Here is a 12,516-nt window from a genome sequence, read left to right as displayed (position 1 = left end):
AGCCATGAGCGAAGCGATCGAAGTCCGGAAGGGACTGGTCGGCGTCTATGCGGACGATTCGGCGGTCTCGAAGGTCATGCCGGAGACCAACTCCTTGACCTATCGCGGCTATGCCGTGCAGGACCTGTGCGAGAACGCCTCCTTCGACGAGACCGCCTACCTGCTGTGGAACGGGGAGCTGCCGAACCGCGCGCAGCTCGCCGCCTTCCAGGCCGAGGAGAAGGCGAACCGGGCGCTGAGCCCGGCGCTGCTGCGCGTGTTGCGCGAGTTCCCGAGGGAGGCGCACCCGATGGACATGATCCGCACCGCCGTCTCCTTCATGGGGATGGAGGATCCCGAGACGGCCGACATCTCGGACGCGGCCCAGCGGCGCAAGGCGATGCGGCTGCTGGCCAAGATCCCGACCGCGGTCGCCGCCTCGAACCGGCTGTCCAAGGGGCTCGAGCCCATCGCGCCGGACCCGGCGCTGCCCTTCTGCGAGAACTTCTTCCACATGGTCTTCGGGAAGGTGCCGCAGAAGGAGGTCATCAAGGCCTTCGACGTCTCGATGATCCTCTACGCCGAGCACACCTTCAACGCCTCGACCTTCACCGCCCGGACCATCACCTCGACCATGGCGGACATGCACGGGGCGATCACCGGGGCGATCGCCGCGCTCAAGGGCCCGCTGCACGGCGGCGCCAACGAGGCGGTGATGCACATGCTGAAGGAGATCCCCTCCCCCGAGGCGGCCGAGGCCTGGATCCAGGACAAGTTCGACCACAAGGCGCTGGTCATGGGCTTCGGCCACCGGGTCTACAAGACCGGCGACAGCCGCGTCCCCACCATGAAGAAGTACGCCGAGATCATGGCCGAGGTGGTGGGCGACAAGCGGTGGATGAACACCTCCGCCGTGCTGGCGCGGGTGATGCTCGAGAAGAAGAACATCCACCCCAACCTCGATTTCCCGGCCGGGCCCGCCTACTACCTGATGGGCTTCGACATCCCGCTCTTCACGCCGATCTTCGTCTGCTCGCGCATCACCGGCTGGGCGGCGCATGTGCTCGAGCAGGCGGCGGACAACCGGCTGATCCGCCCGCTCTCGCGCTACACCGGGGTCGAGCAGCGGCCGGTGGTGCCGCTCGCCGAGCGCGGCTGAAGCCGCCACCTTCCCGCCGCATTCGCGCGCGGCGGGAAGGCATCGCGCGGTGCAGAGCACCGCGCCGCGCCGAGCGCCGACGCGACACGCGCGCCACACCCGACGCATCGCGATGAAGGCCGCGCGCATTTTGCGCGCGTGCATGTGCGGATTCTGTTGACACCGAACATGCGCGTGCAGATAGCGTGACGTTGCGCGAATCATCTTGCACGATTCGTCGGACTCGCTCTCAGGCACGACGCTCCGCACGACAGAGTCCGGATCGTCTGGCACCGGAAGCCGACGACGCATCGGGACAGGTGACCGCCGCAGCAGGGAAGGACGGTCGATGGACCGCGGACTCTCGGGACGGGTGGCGAGCATCGCCTTCCATCCCGCACCGCCAGGACGAGCAGCCGCGATGCTGCCGCCCGGCGGCCGAGACGCCGGACGCAGCGCGCGACGGGGATATGCCGCGCGCGTAAGCCGGGCCGGCGGCCGCGATCCGGAGAACGCCCTTACGCCCAAGGAGCGCGCCACGGGATCCGCGCGCCACGGGCTGGCCCGCCCGGTCCTGCTGTCCCCTGGGCGAGCGGCGCGCGGATGCGCTCCGCCCTCCCCTCACCGGAACGCACGGAGACACCACTCACCATGACGGACATCATCGAGACCACCGAGACCGAGGAAGGCCTGCGCGCCCAGCCCATGGCGATGGCCGCCGCCAAGAAGAAGGCGCCGGCGAAGCGCAAGCCCGCCGCGAAGAAGGCCGCGGCGAAGAAGCCGGCGGCGAAGAAGGCCGCGGCGAAGAAGCCCGCCGCGAAGAAGGCCGCCGCCAAGAAGAAGCCGGCTGCCAAGAAGACCGCCGCCAAGAAGCCGGCCGCGAAGAAGGCCGCGCCGAAGAAGGCCGCCGCCAAGAAGGCCACCGCGAAGAAGCCCGCCGCGAAGAAGGCCGCCGCCAAGAAGCCTGCCGCGAAGAAGGCCGCGCCGAAGAAGGCCGCCGCCAAGAAGGCCGCGCCGAAGAAGGCCGCCGCCAAGAAGCCGGCCGCGAAGAAGGCCGTGGTGAAGTCCGCCGCGCGCGTCGAGGCCGCGAAGAAGGCCGCCGCCACCCGCGCTGCCAAGCGCGCCGCGGCGGCTGCCGCCGCGGCCGCTCCCGCGCCGACCGACACGCCCGCGAGCTGACACCAGCGCCGATCCCGGCGAGGGGGCGCCGTCCGCGATGCGGGCGGCGCCCTTTTCGCGTCGAGGGCCACACGCGATGACCGCCATCCGCATGCTGCCACCGGCCGAGCGCCACCGCCTCGCGCCGCTGCTCGAGACCTATGCGGCGGAGATGCGCGCGACGCTCGCCGGCAGCAGGCCCGCGCGCGGAGCCGAGGCCGCGGCACTGCTCGCGGACGACCCGCGCGCGGAGGTGCTGGTGGCCGAGGAGGAGGACGCCATCCTCGCCTTCGCCATCGTCTTCGACCTGCCCGAGGCGGTCTTCGCGCGGCGCTGCGGCGCGCTCGACGACCTCTTCGTCAGGCCCGACCGCCGCGGCCAGGGCCTCGCGCGGCGCATGATCGAGGCGCTGGCCGCGCTGGGGCGCGCGCGCGGCTGGTCGCATCTGCGCTGGTTCGTGCCCGAGGGCGATGCCGGGGCGATCGCGCTCTACGAGCGGGTGGCGAGCCGGGCGGACTGGCGTTCCTATGTCATCCGCCTCGATCCCGAGGCCTCGCTGTAGCGCACGCCGGACCTGACAAACACCGGAAGTCCTGCACGCCGTCCCGCCGGGCGCGATCGCGAGCCTGCTCCCGACGCGCCGGCCCGGCCGCGCGATGCGGGAGCGTTGGAAACTGCCGCGGGGGGAGAGCGAGACGGCGGTGCGCGAGGCGCTCAGCCGCCGCTCCGACCTCCGCGACTGGACGGCGCCCTGCACCACGACGCTGCCGATCGCGACCGACCGGGCGAACCTCGCCCGCCGGGCGTGAGGGCGCCCCCCCTAGCGCGCTTCCCACGCCTCGCCGTCGCGCATCACCGCCCCCTCCGCGCCGAGCTTGATCAGATGCGCGAGCAGGCTGCGCGCCGCCGCGGGCACCAGCCGCGGGTCGAGCGCCGGGCCATAGACCGGCGCGACGAGATCGCGCGCTGTCGCCCGGCCCGCCGCGCGCAGCGCGTCGAGCACCATCGCCTCCCGCTCGCGCCGGTGGGCGGCGAGCGCGGCGAGGAAGGGCGCGGGCTCGGGCAGCGGCGGCCCGTGCCCGGGCAGGAAAAGGCGATCGTCGCGGGCCGCGAGCCGCGCGAGGGAGGCCATGTAGGCCGCCATGTCGCCATCCGGCGGGCTGACCACGCTGGTGGACCAGGACATCACATGGTCGGCGCTGAAGAGGATGCCCGTGCCCTCCAGCGCGAAGCAGAGATGGTTCGCGCAATGCCCCGGCGTGTGGATGGCGGCGAGGCGCCAGTCATCGCCTTCGAGCACGGCGCCGTCGGGCAGCGTCGCATCGGGGCGGAAGGCGTGGTCGCCGCCCTCCCCGCCCTGGTCCGGGGGCGTGAGATGCGGGCCGAAGCCGAAGGATGGCGCGCCGGTCGCCCGCTGCAGCGCCGCCACCCCCGGGGAATGGTCGCGATGGGTGTGGGAGACGAGGATATGCGTGATGCGCTCGCCCGCGGTCGCGCGCAGGATCGCCGCGGCGTGCGCCGCATCCTCCGGCCCGGGGTCGAGCACGGCGACCGAGCCGCCGCGGCCGATCAGCCAGGTGTTCGTGCCGCGGAAGGTGAAGGGGCCCGGATTGCCGCAGAGGATGCGCCGCACGCCGGGCGCGACCTCCTGCACCTCGCCCACCGGCAGCGGGTCGTCCTTCAGGAAGGGAATGCTCACGCCGTCCTCCGCACCGTCTTCGGCCATCCTGGCAGGGCGCGCGCGGGGGGCAAGCCGGCCCGGCTCAGCCGCCCCGGCGCTGGCGCGCCCGGACCAGTTCGCGATGCAGGATGTAGAGGCCCGAGGCGACGATCAGCGCGGCGCCGGCCAGCGTGCTCAGGCCCGGCGCGTCGGAGAACACCACCCAGCCGATCGCCACCGACCACAGGATCGAGGTGTAGGAATAGGGCCCGAGTGCCGAGACCTGCGCGGAGGCATAGGCCTCGGTCAGCATCACCTGCGCCACGCCGCCGACCAGCCCGACCAGGATCAGCAGCAGCCATTCGAGCGGGCTCGGCGTCGTCCAGAAGAAGGGCAGGGCGGCGAGGGTGAAGGCCGTCATCAGCAGGGACTGCCAAAGCACGATGGTGGCCGAGGATTCGGTGGCCGACAGGCTGCGGACCAGAAGCGTGGTCATGGCCGACCACACGCCCTGCGCCACCGCCACCGCCATGCCGATCGCCACCACCCGGTCGGGCAGGCTGCCGCCCTGGAAGGCGCCCTCCCCCAGCGCGATCACCATGATGCCGGCGAAGCCGAGCAGCACCGCCGACCAGCGATGGATGCCCACGCGCTCGCCCAGGAAGGGGATGGACAGCAGGGTCACGAACAGCGGCGTGGTGTAGGTGAGCGCCGTCTGCTCCGCGAGCGGCAGGACCGTGAGGGCGTAGAAGGAGCAGCCCTGCGCCATGGTCCCGGTGAAGGCGCGCACGACATGGGCGGGGAAGCGCCGGGTCCGCAGCAGCCCCCAGTCCCGCCCGCGGGCGGCGATGAACAGCATCACCGGCAGGGCGAAGGCGGAGCGGAAGAACATCACCTCGATGAAGTGGATGCTGTCCGACACGCCCTTGATGATGGCGGACATGATGGTGAAGAGCGCGGTCGCACCGAGCATCAGCAGGGCGCCGCGGCGGATGTCGTGGCGCAGGGGCATCAGCCCGGCCCGGACCGGCGCCGCTCCTCGGCCCGGCGCACCCGCTCGCGGTGCAGGTTGTAGAGGCCCGCGGCGATGACGATCAGGCTGCCCCCGATCGTCGTCCAGGCCGGGACTTCGAGGAAGACCAGGAAGCCCAGCACGCCGCCGAGCAGCAGCGGCGAGTATTCGTAGGGCGCGAGGGCGGAGACCGAAGCCAGCGAGAAGGCCCGGGCGAAGAGCATGTGCGCGACGGCATTCGCCACGCCGAAGAAGACCAGCGCAAGCAGGACGCCGGGGCCGGGGATGGCCTCGGGCGGCGGGAAGAACGGCAGCAGCACGAGGCCGACGGGGATATGGGCGACCATCAGCCAGAAGGCGATCGCCGCCGGCCCGTCCGTCGCCGAGAGCACGCGCGTCCAGATCCGCGTCACCGCCATGACGATCACGGCCAGGAGCAGCACCGGCGTCTCGATCCGCCAGAGGTCGCCCCCGGGCTGGAGCATGACGAGAACCCCGAGGAAGCCGACCGCCGTCGAGGTCCAGCGCCGCCAGCCCACCCTCTCGCCCAGGATGGGAATGGCGAGCAGCGTCATGGCGAGCGGCGCGGCGGCGGCGATGGCGTAGGAATCCACGAGCGCCATCCCGCTCGCCCAGGCCCAGTACCAGACGGCCGAGACGCCGCAATGGAGCAGCCCGCGCGCGGTCAGCAGGCCCCGGTTGACCGGGCCGATGCCGCGCCCGCCGGTCAGGGCCAGCACGGCGAGCGCGCCGATCACGCCGCGCACCAGCATCGAGACGGCGACGCCGACCTCGGGCAGCGCCCATTTCACCGCGACATCGGCACCGGTGATGACAAGGTAGGCGAACAGGATCAGGCCGATGCCGCGGACGGATTCGGCGCCGGTGGGCGTGCTCAGCCCGCGCGATGCGGGCCGCTTGCCAAGGTCATCCACGCCGCTTCGCGCGCCCCCGTGCCGCCACCGTCACCCGCGGCGGACATAGAGCCGGTAGCCGTCCATCTCGCCCACCGGGCGGAAGAGCTGGAAGGTCCGGGCGAAGAGCGGATCGCGCGAGAAATACTCGAGCAGGTCGAAGCGGTCCGGGCAGCCGCGCATGTGCGCGAAGCGGCTGACCAGCACCGCGCGGGGCGGGCGGCGCGCGAAATCCTCGGCGACGGTGCGGAACACGGAGGCCTCCACCGTGCCCATCTCCGCCGGCTGCCGGTACGGGGACTGGCCCGCGGGGCAGGTGCGGTAGGCCCCCTGGAGCAGCCATGTGCTCATGGTCCGCAGGGTTGGACGCGACTTCGCGTAGATCACGGATGGATAGACCGGCAGGATCTCGGGGCTCAGGACAAGGATACTCCCCCCTCGGACCTCGCGGCGCAACCATTCCGTGAGGCGCCCGGCCTGTTCCTGCGCGAACCAGATCTGCCGCCACGGCGTCTCGCCTCCGCGAACCGCATAGGCGCCGATCACGAAGGCGCCGATCACCGCCAGCACGGGCGCGGCCGCACGCGCGCGGCGCGGCGGCAGCCAGCGGTCGGCCTGGCGCGCCGCCGCCGCGGCCAGCGCCGCGAGCGAGAGGATCGTGACCGGCAGGACGTGGTAGGTCCATCCCTTGTGCTGCACCCAGGCCGAGAGGAAGGCGCCGATCGCCGCAAGGCTGAGCGCCTGCGCCGCGCTTCCCGAACCGCCCCTGAGCCCGATCGCCGCCGCGAGCAGCAGCAGCGGCAGCGCCGCGCCCATCAGCTCCGTGACCAGCACCGAAAGCGGCCCGGCGCCGTGTATCTCGCCGTAGAATTCAAGCGCAATGGGCACGATCTCCCGCAGATAGGCGGGGAACAGCAGCGGGATGCTGAGCGCATAGGCGCCCCAGACCGCCCCCATCACCGCCGGGACCGGATCGGCCAGCGCGCGGCCGAGCCCACGCCGCCACAGCACGAAACCCTCGACGAGCATCGGCACGGCCAGGAAATGCGGCTTCAGCGCGAAGGCCAGCGCGGCGGCGACGGCGGCCGTGATCGCCAGCCGCGGCGGAACCGGCGGCCCCTCGATCCGGCGCGCCGCCAGCAGCGCGTAGGGGATGGCGCTGATCGCCATCAGCGTCTCGCGCTGGCCGAAATCCGAGCCGGGCAGCACCATCAGCAGAGGGATCGCGGCGGCGAGGAGGGCGGCCTCGACAGGGCCTTCCGCGCGGTCCTGGCGCAGGGCCACGCTCAGCCGCCACAGCAGCGCCGCATGGGCGAGCAGGCAGAGCAGCAGCGCCTGGTGCGGCTCGAGCGGGGTGTATTTCGCGATCGCCGCCGGCAGGAGGGAGAGGATGAAGATCAGCGGCGGGTTGATGTCGATGAGATCGCCATAGAGCCGCCCGCCGTCGAGCCAACGCATGGCGAAATCGAGCACCGCCGCCACGTCGTGGTTCAGCGGCGGCATCAAGACCAGGACGAGGAAGCACAGCGCGGGCACGCCGGCGATCCAGTTGAGGGCATAGGCCCGGCCCAGCGCCGCGCCGGGGCTGTCCACCGCAGGCGCGGGCAATGCGGCATCCACCTCGGGCCGCGCCGATTCCATGTCGTGATGAGCCATAGGTCCCCTGACGTTTCGTCCCCCAGACCCGGCTTCTTGTTCTTGGCTGCGAAACTGCCGATGCGGCGGCCGCGCGGCAAGCGCGATCTGCCTTGTTCCGGCCTTGCTCGCCGTGCATGAAGCCATGCCGTGGAACCCGCCGAATACGACCTGATGGATGCGGCGGAGGAGCGCATGTGGTGGTACCGCGCCCTCCATGCCCGCGTGCTGGACGCGCTCGCCCGCCGCCCCGGGCCGCCGGGCGCGCTGCTCGATGCCGGCTGCGGCACGGGCGGGCTGCTGCGGCGCATGGCGGCCCTCGGGCGGCCGCTGGTCGGGCTCGACTACAACCCCGGCGCCGCCGCGCGCGCGGCGGCGAAATCGGGCGCCGTGGCCGCCGCCGGGGATGTCAACCGCCTGCCCTTCGCCGATCGCGCCTTCACCGCCCTCACCTCCTGCGACGTGATCAGCCACCGGGCGGTGGACCCGGGGGCGGCGCTGGCCGAGTTCCGCCGCGTGCTGGCGCCGGGCGGGACGATGGTGCTGAACCTGCCGGCCTACCAGTGGTTGTATTCCGCGCATGATGCGCGCGTGCACAACGCCCGCCGCTTCACCGCGCGCGGCGCGCGGGGCCTCCTCGCCGCGACCGGCTTCACCGCCATCGAGGCGCGCTACTGGAACGCGCTGCTGCTTCCGCTGATGATCCTGCAGCGCAAGGTGCTGCGCTCAGACGCTGAGGCGCGCAGCGACGTCGCGCCCTTTCCCCCCTTGCTCGATGCCGCGCTGCACGCCGTCACGGCGGCCGAGCGCGGCGCGGCGCGCCTCGGCCTGCGCTATCCTGCCGGCGGCTCGATCCTTGTGGTCGCGACGCGGCCATGACCCCGGAGAACCCTTCCATGCCCACCACCGCGGCCGGGACCACGCCCCCGGTCGGCCTGTCCATCGTCGTGCCCGTCTATCGCGGCGCCGCCACGGTCGGCACGCTGGTCGCCGAGCTTTCGAAGCTGCAGCCCGAGGGCGGGATCGAGATCATCCTGGTCAACGACGGCAGCCCGGACAATTCCGGCGAGGTCTGCCGGGAACTGGCCCGCATCGCCACCGTGCCGCTCACCTACATCGAGCACGCGCGCAACTTCGGCGAGCACAATGCGGTCATGACCGGCCTGCGCCATGCCCGCGGGGCCTATGTCATCACCATGGACGACGACCTCCAGAACCCGCCGGAGGAGGTGCTGAAGCTCTACGACCATTGCCGCCTCGGCGGCTTCGACGTGGTCTACACGCGCTATGCGGTGAAGGAACACGAGGGCTGGCGCAACCTCGGCTCCCGCTTCGCCAACTGGGTCGCCGACCAGCTCATGGACAAGCCGAAGGGGCTCTACCTCTCCTCCTTCCGCTGCATGTCGGCGCTCGCGGTGCGGGAGGTGATCAAGTATCGCGGCCCCTACCCCTATGTGGACGGGCTGCTGATGCAGGTGACGCAGCGGCTCGATTCCATCGAGGTGAAGCACTTCGCCCGCGCCGAGGGGCGCTCGAACTACACCATGCGCCGGCTGATCCGGCTGTGGCTGAACCTCGCGACCAATTTCTCGGTGCTGCCGCTGCGGCTCGCGATCATCGCCGGGGTGGCGATGGGCTTCCTCGGCCTGGTCGCGGCCTGCTGGGTCATCATGGAGGCGCTGCTCGGCGAGACGCCCTCCGGCTGGGCCTCGCTGATGACCGTCACGCTGCTCATCGCGGGCGTGCAGTTCATGATCCTCGGCGTGCTCGGCGAATATGTCGGCCGCGCTTTCATGTCGGCCAACGGCAAGCCGCAGGGCGTGGTGCGCGAGGTGATCGGCCCGGCGGAGCGCGCGTCATGATGCCCTATTGGCTCGCGCTCGCCGCGGCCATCACCACCTCGCTGGTCGGCCAGGTGCTGCTGAAGTCCGGCGCATCGGGCGCGGTGGCGGCGTCGGGGGGGTTCCTCGACCAGCTCTTCCGCCCGGCGACGATGATCGGCCTCGTCTGCTACGGCGGGGCCGCGCTGCTCTACATCGTGGCGCTGCGCCGCATCCCGATGAGCGTCGCGCTGCCCTGCACCGCGGCCTCCTACGTCGTCATCGCGCTGGTCGGCTGGGCGGTGTTCGGGGAATCGCTCGGCCCGGCGAAGATCGCCGCGATCGCGCTGATCTCCGCCGGCGTCGCGCTGCTCGCCACCACCGCATGAGGGCGCTCGTGGCGGCGGCACTGCTGCCGCTGCTCGGCGCCTGCGCGGGCGGGGCGCCGCCCTGCCCGCCGGGCACCACCGCCGCGACCGTCGCCGAGGCCTATTTCGGCCGCCATGCCCTCGGCCGCGCCGAGGTCAGCGAGGCCGAGTGGCGCGACTTCCTCGCCGACACGCTGACGCCCGCCTTTCCCGACGGGCTGACGGCGCTCGACGGTCTCGGTCAATGGCGCGACCGCGAAGGGCGCATCCTGCGGGAGGCGAGCAAGGTCGTCGTCATCGTCCTGCCCGGCGCGGATGCCCCGGCTGCGCGGGCGCGGATGCGCCCGGTGGAGGAAGCCTGGAAACGCCGCTTCCGGCAGGACTCGGTGCTGACGGTGTATCGGAGCGCCTGCGTCGGGTTCTGAACGGGGTGGCCGCGCGATGCGCCGCCGAGGCCGGCAAGGCCGCCATCCCGCCATGCGGCCCCTTCCGGCAGGGCGCGATATCCCCGATGGTCGCGCCATGACGACGGGACAGGCCACGCCGCGACCGCTGCTCTATCCGGCGACGCCGATCGCCGACATGCCGCCGGCCGGATCGCCCGGAAGCGTCGCGATCGTCATGCGCACGCGCGACCGTCCAGAGTTCCTGGGCCGTGCGCTGGACAGCGTCTGCGCGCAGGCCTGGAGGGACTGGCATCTCTACCTCGTCAACGACGGCGGCCCCGTCGCGCCGGTGGAGGCCGCGCTCGCGGCCCGCGAGGCCCGCCTCGCCGGGAGGGTCACCATGATCCGGCTTGCGGAGCCCGCCGGCATTGCTGGCAGCGCCAATGCCGGGCTTGCTCTTGCCAGGGAGGAGCTCGTCGCCGTGCACGACGACGACGATTCCTGGGAACCAGGCTTCCTCGAAGCCACGGTGGCGTTCCTCGCTGCGCCCGAGCACCGCGGCTTCGTCGGCGTCACCACGGGCTGCACGCTGATCGAGGAACGCCTGACGCCGGACGGACCGCGGGAGGTGCGGCGCCATCTCTGGCCGCATCACCGCGGCACGGTCGATCTCCGGCGCGCCCTGGTGGACCTCCAGATCCCACCGATCGCGTTGGTGTTCCGGCGCGCCGCGCTCGCGGCCATCGGCCCGCTGAACGACGCGCTGACATTCGTCAGCGACCTCGAGTTCAACTACCGGCTGCTTCTGCTCGGCGACATCGGCTTCGTGGACCGGCTTCTCGCCGCCTACCACCATCGCGTCCCCGGCACGGACGGGGCGGCCGCGAACTCCATCGCCGCCGGCCCGGACCGGAAGGAGCAGCATCTTGGCCTGCGCAACGGGCTGCTGCGGGCATCGCTCGCCGGCAGGCCGGAGGCCATCGGCGCGCTGCAGGCGGTGCTGCAGGCGATCGAGGAGAGCCGTCGCGCGTCCGAGGCGCGGATCGCCATCCTCGAGAGACGGCTCGAGACGGCTCTCCTGGCGCTGGAGCGTCGGGCGGCCGATCAGGACGACACGGCCCTCGTCATGCGGCGGGCGCTCGAGGAGATCCGGGAGGTCGCGGCCTGGCAGCGCACCATGTTGCGCCCGGTCCGCTGGGCCTGGACCCGCGCCCTGCCGCTGCGCCGCGCCATCGCGCGGGCGCGGGGGCGGAGCGGCCCGCGGCCATGATCGGCGCGGCGCAGGCGGCGGGTTTCCGCGCCCTCGCCGCCGCGATCCGGCTGGTGCGGGGGCCGGACGGCGCCGCCTGACCGATCGGTCGGGCGGGCCTCGACAAGCCGCACGGTTCCGGCAAGGCTTGCCGAAACGCGTCGCGAGGAACCGCCATGACCCTGCTCGAGAGCCTGAAGGGCCGCCTGCGGCTGCCCCTGATCGGATCGCCGCTGTTCATCGTCAGCGTGCCGGACCTCGTGGTGGCGCAGTGCACCTCGGGCGTCATCGGCTCGATGCCCTCGCTGAACGCGCGCCCGGCCGAGCAGCTCGACGAATGGCTGGCCGAGATCAGGGAGCGGCTCGCCGCGCATGACGCCACGCATCCCGACCGGCCGGCCGCCCCCTTCGCGATCAACCTGATCGTCCACCGCACCAACGACCGGCTGGAGCAGGACCTCGCCCTCTGCGTGAAGCACAGGGTGCCGCTGATCATCACGAGCCTCGGCGCGCGGCCGGAGGTGAACGAGGCGATCCACGGCTATGGCGGCCACGTCATCCACGACGTGATCAACCAGACCTTCGCGCACAAGGCGATCGAGAAGGGGGCGGACGGCCTCGTGCTGGTGGCCGCCGGCGCGGGCGGGCATGCCGGCGCGCAATCCCCCTTCGCCCTGCTGCAGGAGACGCGCGCCTGGTTCGACGGGCCGATCGCGCTCTCGGGCGCGATCGCGCATGGGCGCTCCATCCTCGCCGCCGAGGCGATGGGCGCGGACTTCGCCTACATGGGCAGCGCCTTCATCGCGACGGAGGAGGCGCGCGCGGTGGACGAGTACAAGCGCATGATCGTCGAGTGCAGCGCCGAGGACATCGTCTACACCAACCTCATCACCGGCGTGCACGGCAACTACCTGAAGCCCTCCCTGCGCAATGCGGGGCTCGATCCCGACAACCTCGCGGGGCTGGAAGGGTCGCAGATGAATTTCGGCACCGACCGCAAGCGGAAGTGGAAGGACATCTGGGGCGCGGGGCAGTCGGTGGGCGGCGTGGACGCGGTGGTGCCGGCCGCGGCGCTGGTGGACCGGCTCGCCGCGGAGTATGCGGCGGCGCGGCAGCGGCTCGCGGCCGGCTCGCCGCTCGTCAACGCGAATTGGGGGCGGCGCGCGGCGGCGTGAGGCGGCGGAGGGGGCGCCGCCT

The 12,516-nt window shown here is 72.3% G+C and carries 14 protein-coding genes; 10 read left to right on the top strand and 4 right to left on the bottom strand.

Annotated features, from left to right (window positions below; translation table 11 throughout):
* The first annotated feature begins 4 nt into the window (after positions 1-4).
* From FHS88_RS12530 to FHS88_RS12515, 4 genes are all read left to right on the top strand, one after another.
* On the top strand, positions 5-1,138 hold the full coding sequence (locus FHS88_RS12530) for a bifunctional 2-methylcitrate synthase/citrate synthase (RefSeq protein WP_184485107.1): 1,134 nt from the start codon (positions 5-7) through the stop codon (positions 1,136-1,138).
* Positions 1,139-1,768: 630 nt separating this feature from the next.
* Positions 1,769-2,296: a histone H1-like repetitive region-containing protein gene (locus tag FHS88_RS12525; RefSeq protein WP_211842311.1), complete on the top strand. Its 528-nt coding sequence runs from the start codon at positions 1,769-1,771 to the stop codon at positions 2,294-2,296.
* A gap of 76 nt (positions 2,297-2,372) precedes the next feature.
* On the top strand, positions 2,373-2,837 hold the full coding sequence (locus FHS88_RS12520; RefSeq protein ID WP_184485103.1) for a GNAT family N-acetyltransferase: 465 nt from the start codon (positions 2,373-2,375) through the stop codon (positions 2,835-2,837).
* Between the two features lie 94 nt (positions 2,838-2,931).
* Complete coding sequence (locus FHS88_RS12515) at positions 2,932-3,084, top strand: hypothetical protein (RefSeq protein WP_184485101.1); 153 nt, start codon at positions 2,932-2,934, stop codon at positions 3,082-3,084.
* Positions 3,085-3,095: 11 nt separating this feature from the next.
* On the opposite strand, the gene FHS88_RS12510 is transcribed toward FHS88_RS12515, so the two are convergent.
* From FHS88_RS12510 to FHS88_RS12495, 4 genes are all read right to left on the bottom strand, one after another.
* Positions 3,096-3,974 carry an MBL fold metallo-hydrolase gene (locus FHS88_RS12510; RefSeq protein ID WP_211842310.1) on the bottom strand — a complete coding sequence of 293 codons (879 nt, stop codon included), beginning with the start codon at positions 3,972-3,974 and terminating at the stop codon, positions 3,096-3,098.
* A 64-nt stretch (positions 3,975-4,038) separates the two neighbouring features.
* A complete protein-coding gene (locus FHS88_RS12505; protein WP_184485097.1) occupies positions 4,039-4,947 on the bottom strand; it encodes a DMT family transporter in 909 nt (302 codons plus the stop codon).
* Positions 4,947-5,882: a DMT family transporter gene (locus tag FHS88_RS12500; RefSeq protein WP_338146553.1), complete on the bottom strand. Its 936-nt coding sequence runs from the start codon at positions 5,880-5,882 to the stop codon at positions 4,947-4,949. The genes FHS88_RS12505 and FHS88_RS12500 overlap by 1 nt, the downstream gene beginning before the upstream one ends.
* A gap of 30 nt (positions 5,883-5,912) precedes the next feature.
* Complete coding sequence (locus FHS88_RS12495) at positions 5,913-7,502, bottom strand: hypothetical protein (RefSeq protein WP_184485095.1); 1,590 nt, start codon at positions 7,500-7,502, stop codon at positions 5,913-5,915.
* A gap of 144 nt (positions 7,503-7,646) precedes the next feature.
* Between FHS88_RS12495 and FHS88_RS12490 the strand changes: the two genes are divergently transcribed.
* The 6 genes from FHS88_RS12490 (at position 7,647) to FHS88_RS12465 (ending at position 12,494) form a co-directional block, all read left to right on the top strand.
* Positions 7,647-8,375: a methyltransferase domain-containing protein gene (locus FHS88_RS12490; protein ID WP_184485093.1), complete on the top strand. Its 729-nt coding sequence runs from the start codon at positions 7,647-7,649 to the stop codon at positions 8,373-8,375.
* Positions 8,376-8,392: 17 nt separating this feature from the next.
* Positions 8,393-9,358: a glycosyltransferase family 2 protein gene (locus tag FHS88_RS12485; protein WP_184485091.1), complete on the top strand. Its 966-nt coding sequence runs from the start codon at positions 8,393-8,395 to the stop codon at positions 9,356-9,358.
* Positions 9,358-9,705 (top strand): DMT family transporter, encoded by a 348-nt coding sequence (locus tag FHS88_RS12480; RefSeq protein WP_246419857.1) that lies wholly within the window; start codon positions 9,358-9,360, stop codon positions 9,703-9,705. The genes FHS88_RS12485 and FHS88_RS12480 overlap by 1 nt, the downstream gene beginning before the upstream one ends.
* The gene (locus tag FHS88_RS12475; RefSeq protein WP_184485087.1) at positions 9,702-10,109 is read left to right on the top strand and encodes a DUF3574 domain-containing protein; all 408 of its coding nucleotides are present in this window, start codon (positions 9,702-9,704) and stop codon (positions 10,107-10,109) included. Before FHS88_RS12480 ends, FHS88_RS12475 begins: the two co-directional genes overlap by 4 nt.
* A gap of 97 nt (positions 10,110-10,206) precedes the next feature.
* A complete protein-coding gene (locus FHS88_RS12470) occupies positions 10,207-11,340 on the top strand; it encodes a glycosyltransferase family 2 protein (RefSeq protein WP_184485085.1) in 1,134 nt (377 codons plus the stop codon).
* Between the two features lie 155 nt (positions 11,341-11,495).
* The gene (locus FHS88_RS12465) at positions 11,496-12,494 is read left to right on the top strand and encodes an NAD(P)H-dependent flavin oxidoreductase (protein ID WP_184485083.1); all 999 of its coding nucleotides are present in this window, start codon (positions 11,496-11,498) and stop codon (positions 12,492-12,494) included.
* Positions 12,495-12,516: the final 22 nt, after the last annotated feature.

Origin of the sequence: Neoroseomonas alkaliterrae, from assembly GCF_014199195.1 — a bacterium.
In the GTDB taxonomy this organism is placed as follows: Bacteria; Pseudomonadota; Alphaproteobacteria; order Acetobacterales; family Acetobacteraceae; genus Neoroseomonas; species Neoroseomonas alkaliterrae.
Note: the sequence above shows the minus strand (reverse complement) of the source record. Positions and strands in the feature narration are given on the sequence as shown.

Bases quoted from the DNA above. Each gene is read 5' to 3' on its own strand.
- FHS88_RS12530 (WP_184485107.1), top strand. From the start codon at position 5: ATGAGCGAAGCGATCGAAGTCCGGAAGGGACTGGTCGGCGTCTATGCG.
- FHS88_RS12525 (WP_211842311.1), top strand. From the start codon at position 1,769: ATGACGGACATCATCGAGACCACCGAGACCGAGGAAGGCCTGCGCGCC.
- FHS88_RS12520 (WP_184485103.1), top strand. From the start codon at position 2,373: ATGACCGCCATCCGCATGCTGCCACCGGCCGAGCGCCACCGCCTCGCG.
- FHS88_RS12515 (WP_184485101.1), top strand. From the start codon at position 2,932: ATGCGGGAGCGTTGGAAACTGCCGCGGGGGGAGAGCGAGACGGCGGTG.
- FHS88_RS12505 (WP_184485097.1), bottom strand. From the start codon at position 4,947: ATGCCCCTGCGCCACGACATCCGCCGCGGCGCCCTGCTGATGCTCGGT.
- FHS88_RS12495 (WP_184485095.1), bottom strand. From the start codon at position 7,502: ATGGAATCGGCGCGGCCCGAGGTGGATGCCGCATTGCCCGCGCCTGCG.
- FHS88_RS12485 (WP_184485091.1), top strand. From the start codon at position 8,393: ATGCCCACCACCGCGGCCGGGACCACGCCCCCGGTCGGCCTGTCCATC.
- FHS88_RS12480 (WP_246419857.1), top strand. From the start codon at position 9,358: ATGCCCTATTGGCTCGCGCTCGCCGCGGCCATCACCACCTCGCTGGTC.
- FHS88_RS12475 (WP_184485087.1), top strand. From the start codon at position 9,702: ATGAGGGCGCTCGTGGCGGCGGCACTGCTGCCGCTGCTCGGCGCCTGC.
- FHS88_RS12470 (WP_184485085.1), top strand. From the start codon at position 10,207: ATGACGACGGGACAGGCCACGCCGCGACCGCTGCTCTATCCGGCGACG.
- FHS88_RS12465 (WP_184485083.1), top strand. From the start codon at position 11,496: ATGACCCTGCTCGAGAGCCTGAAGGGCCGCCTGCGGCTGCCCCTGATC.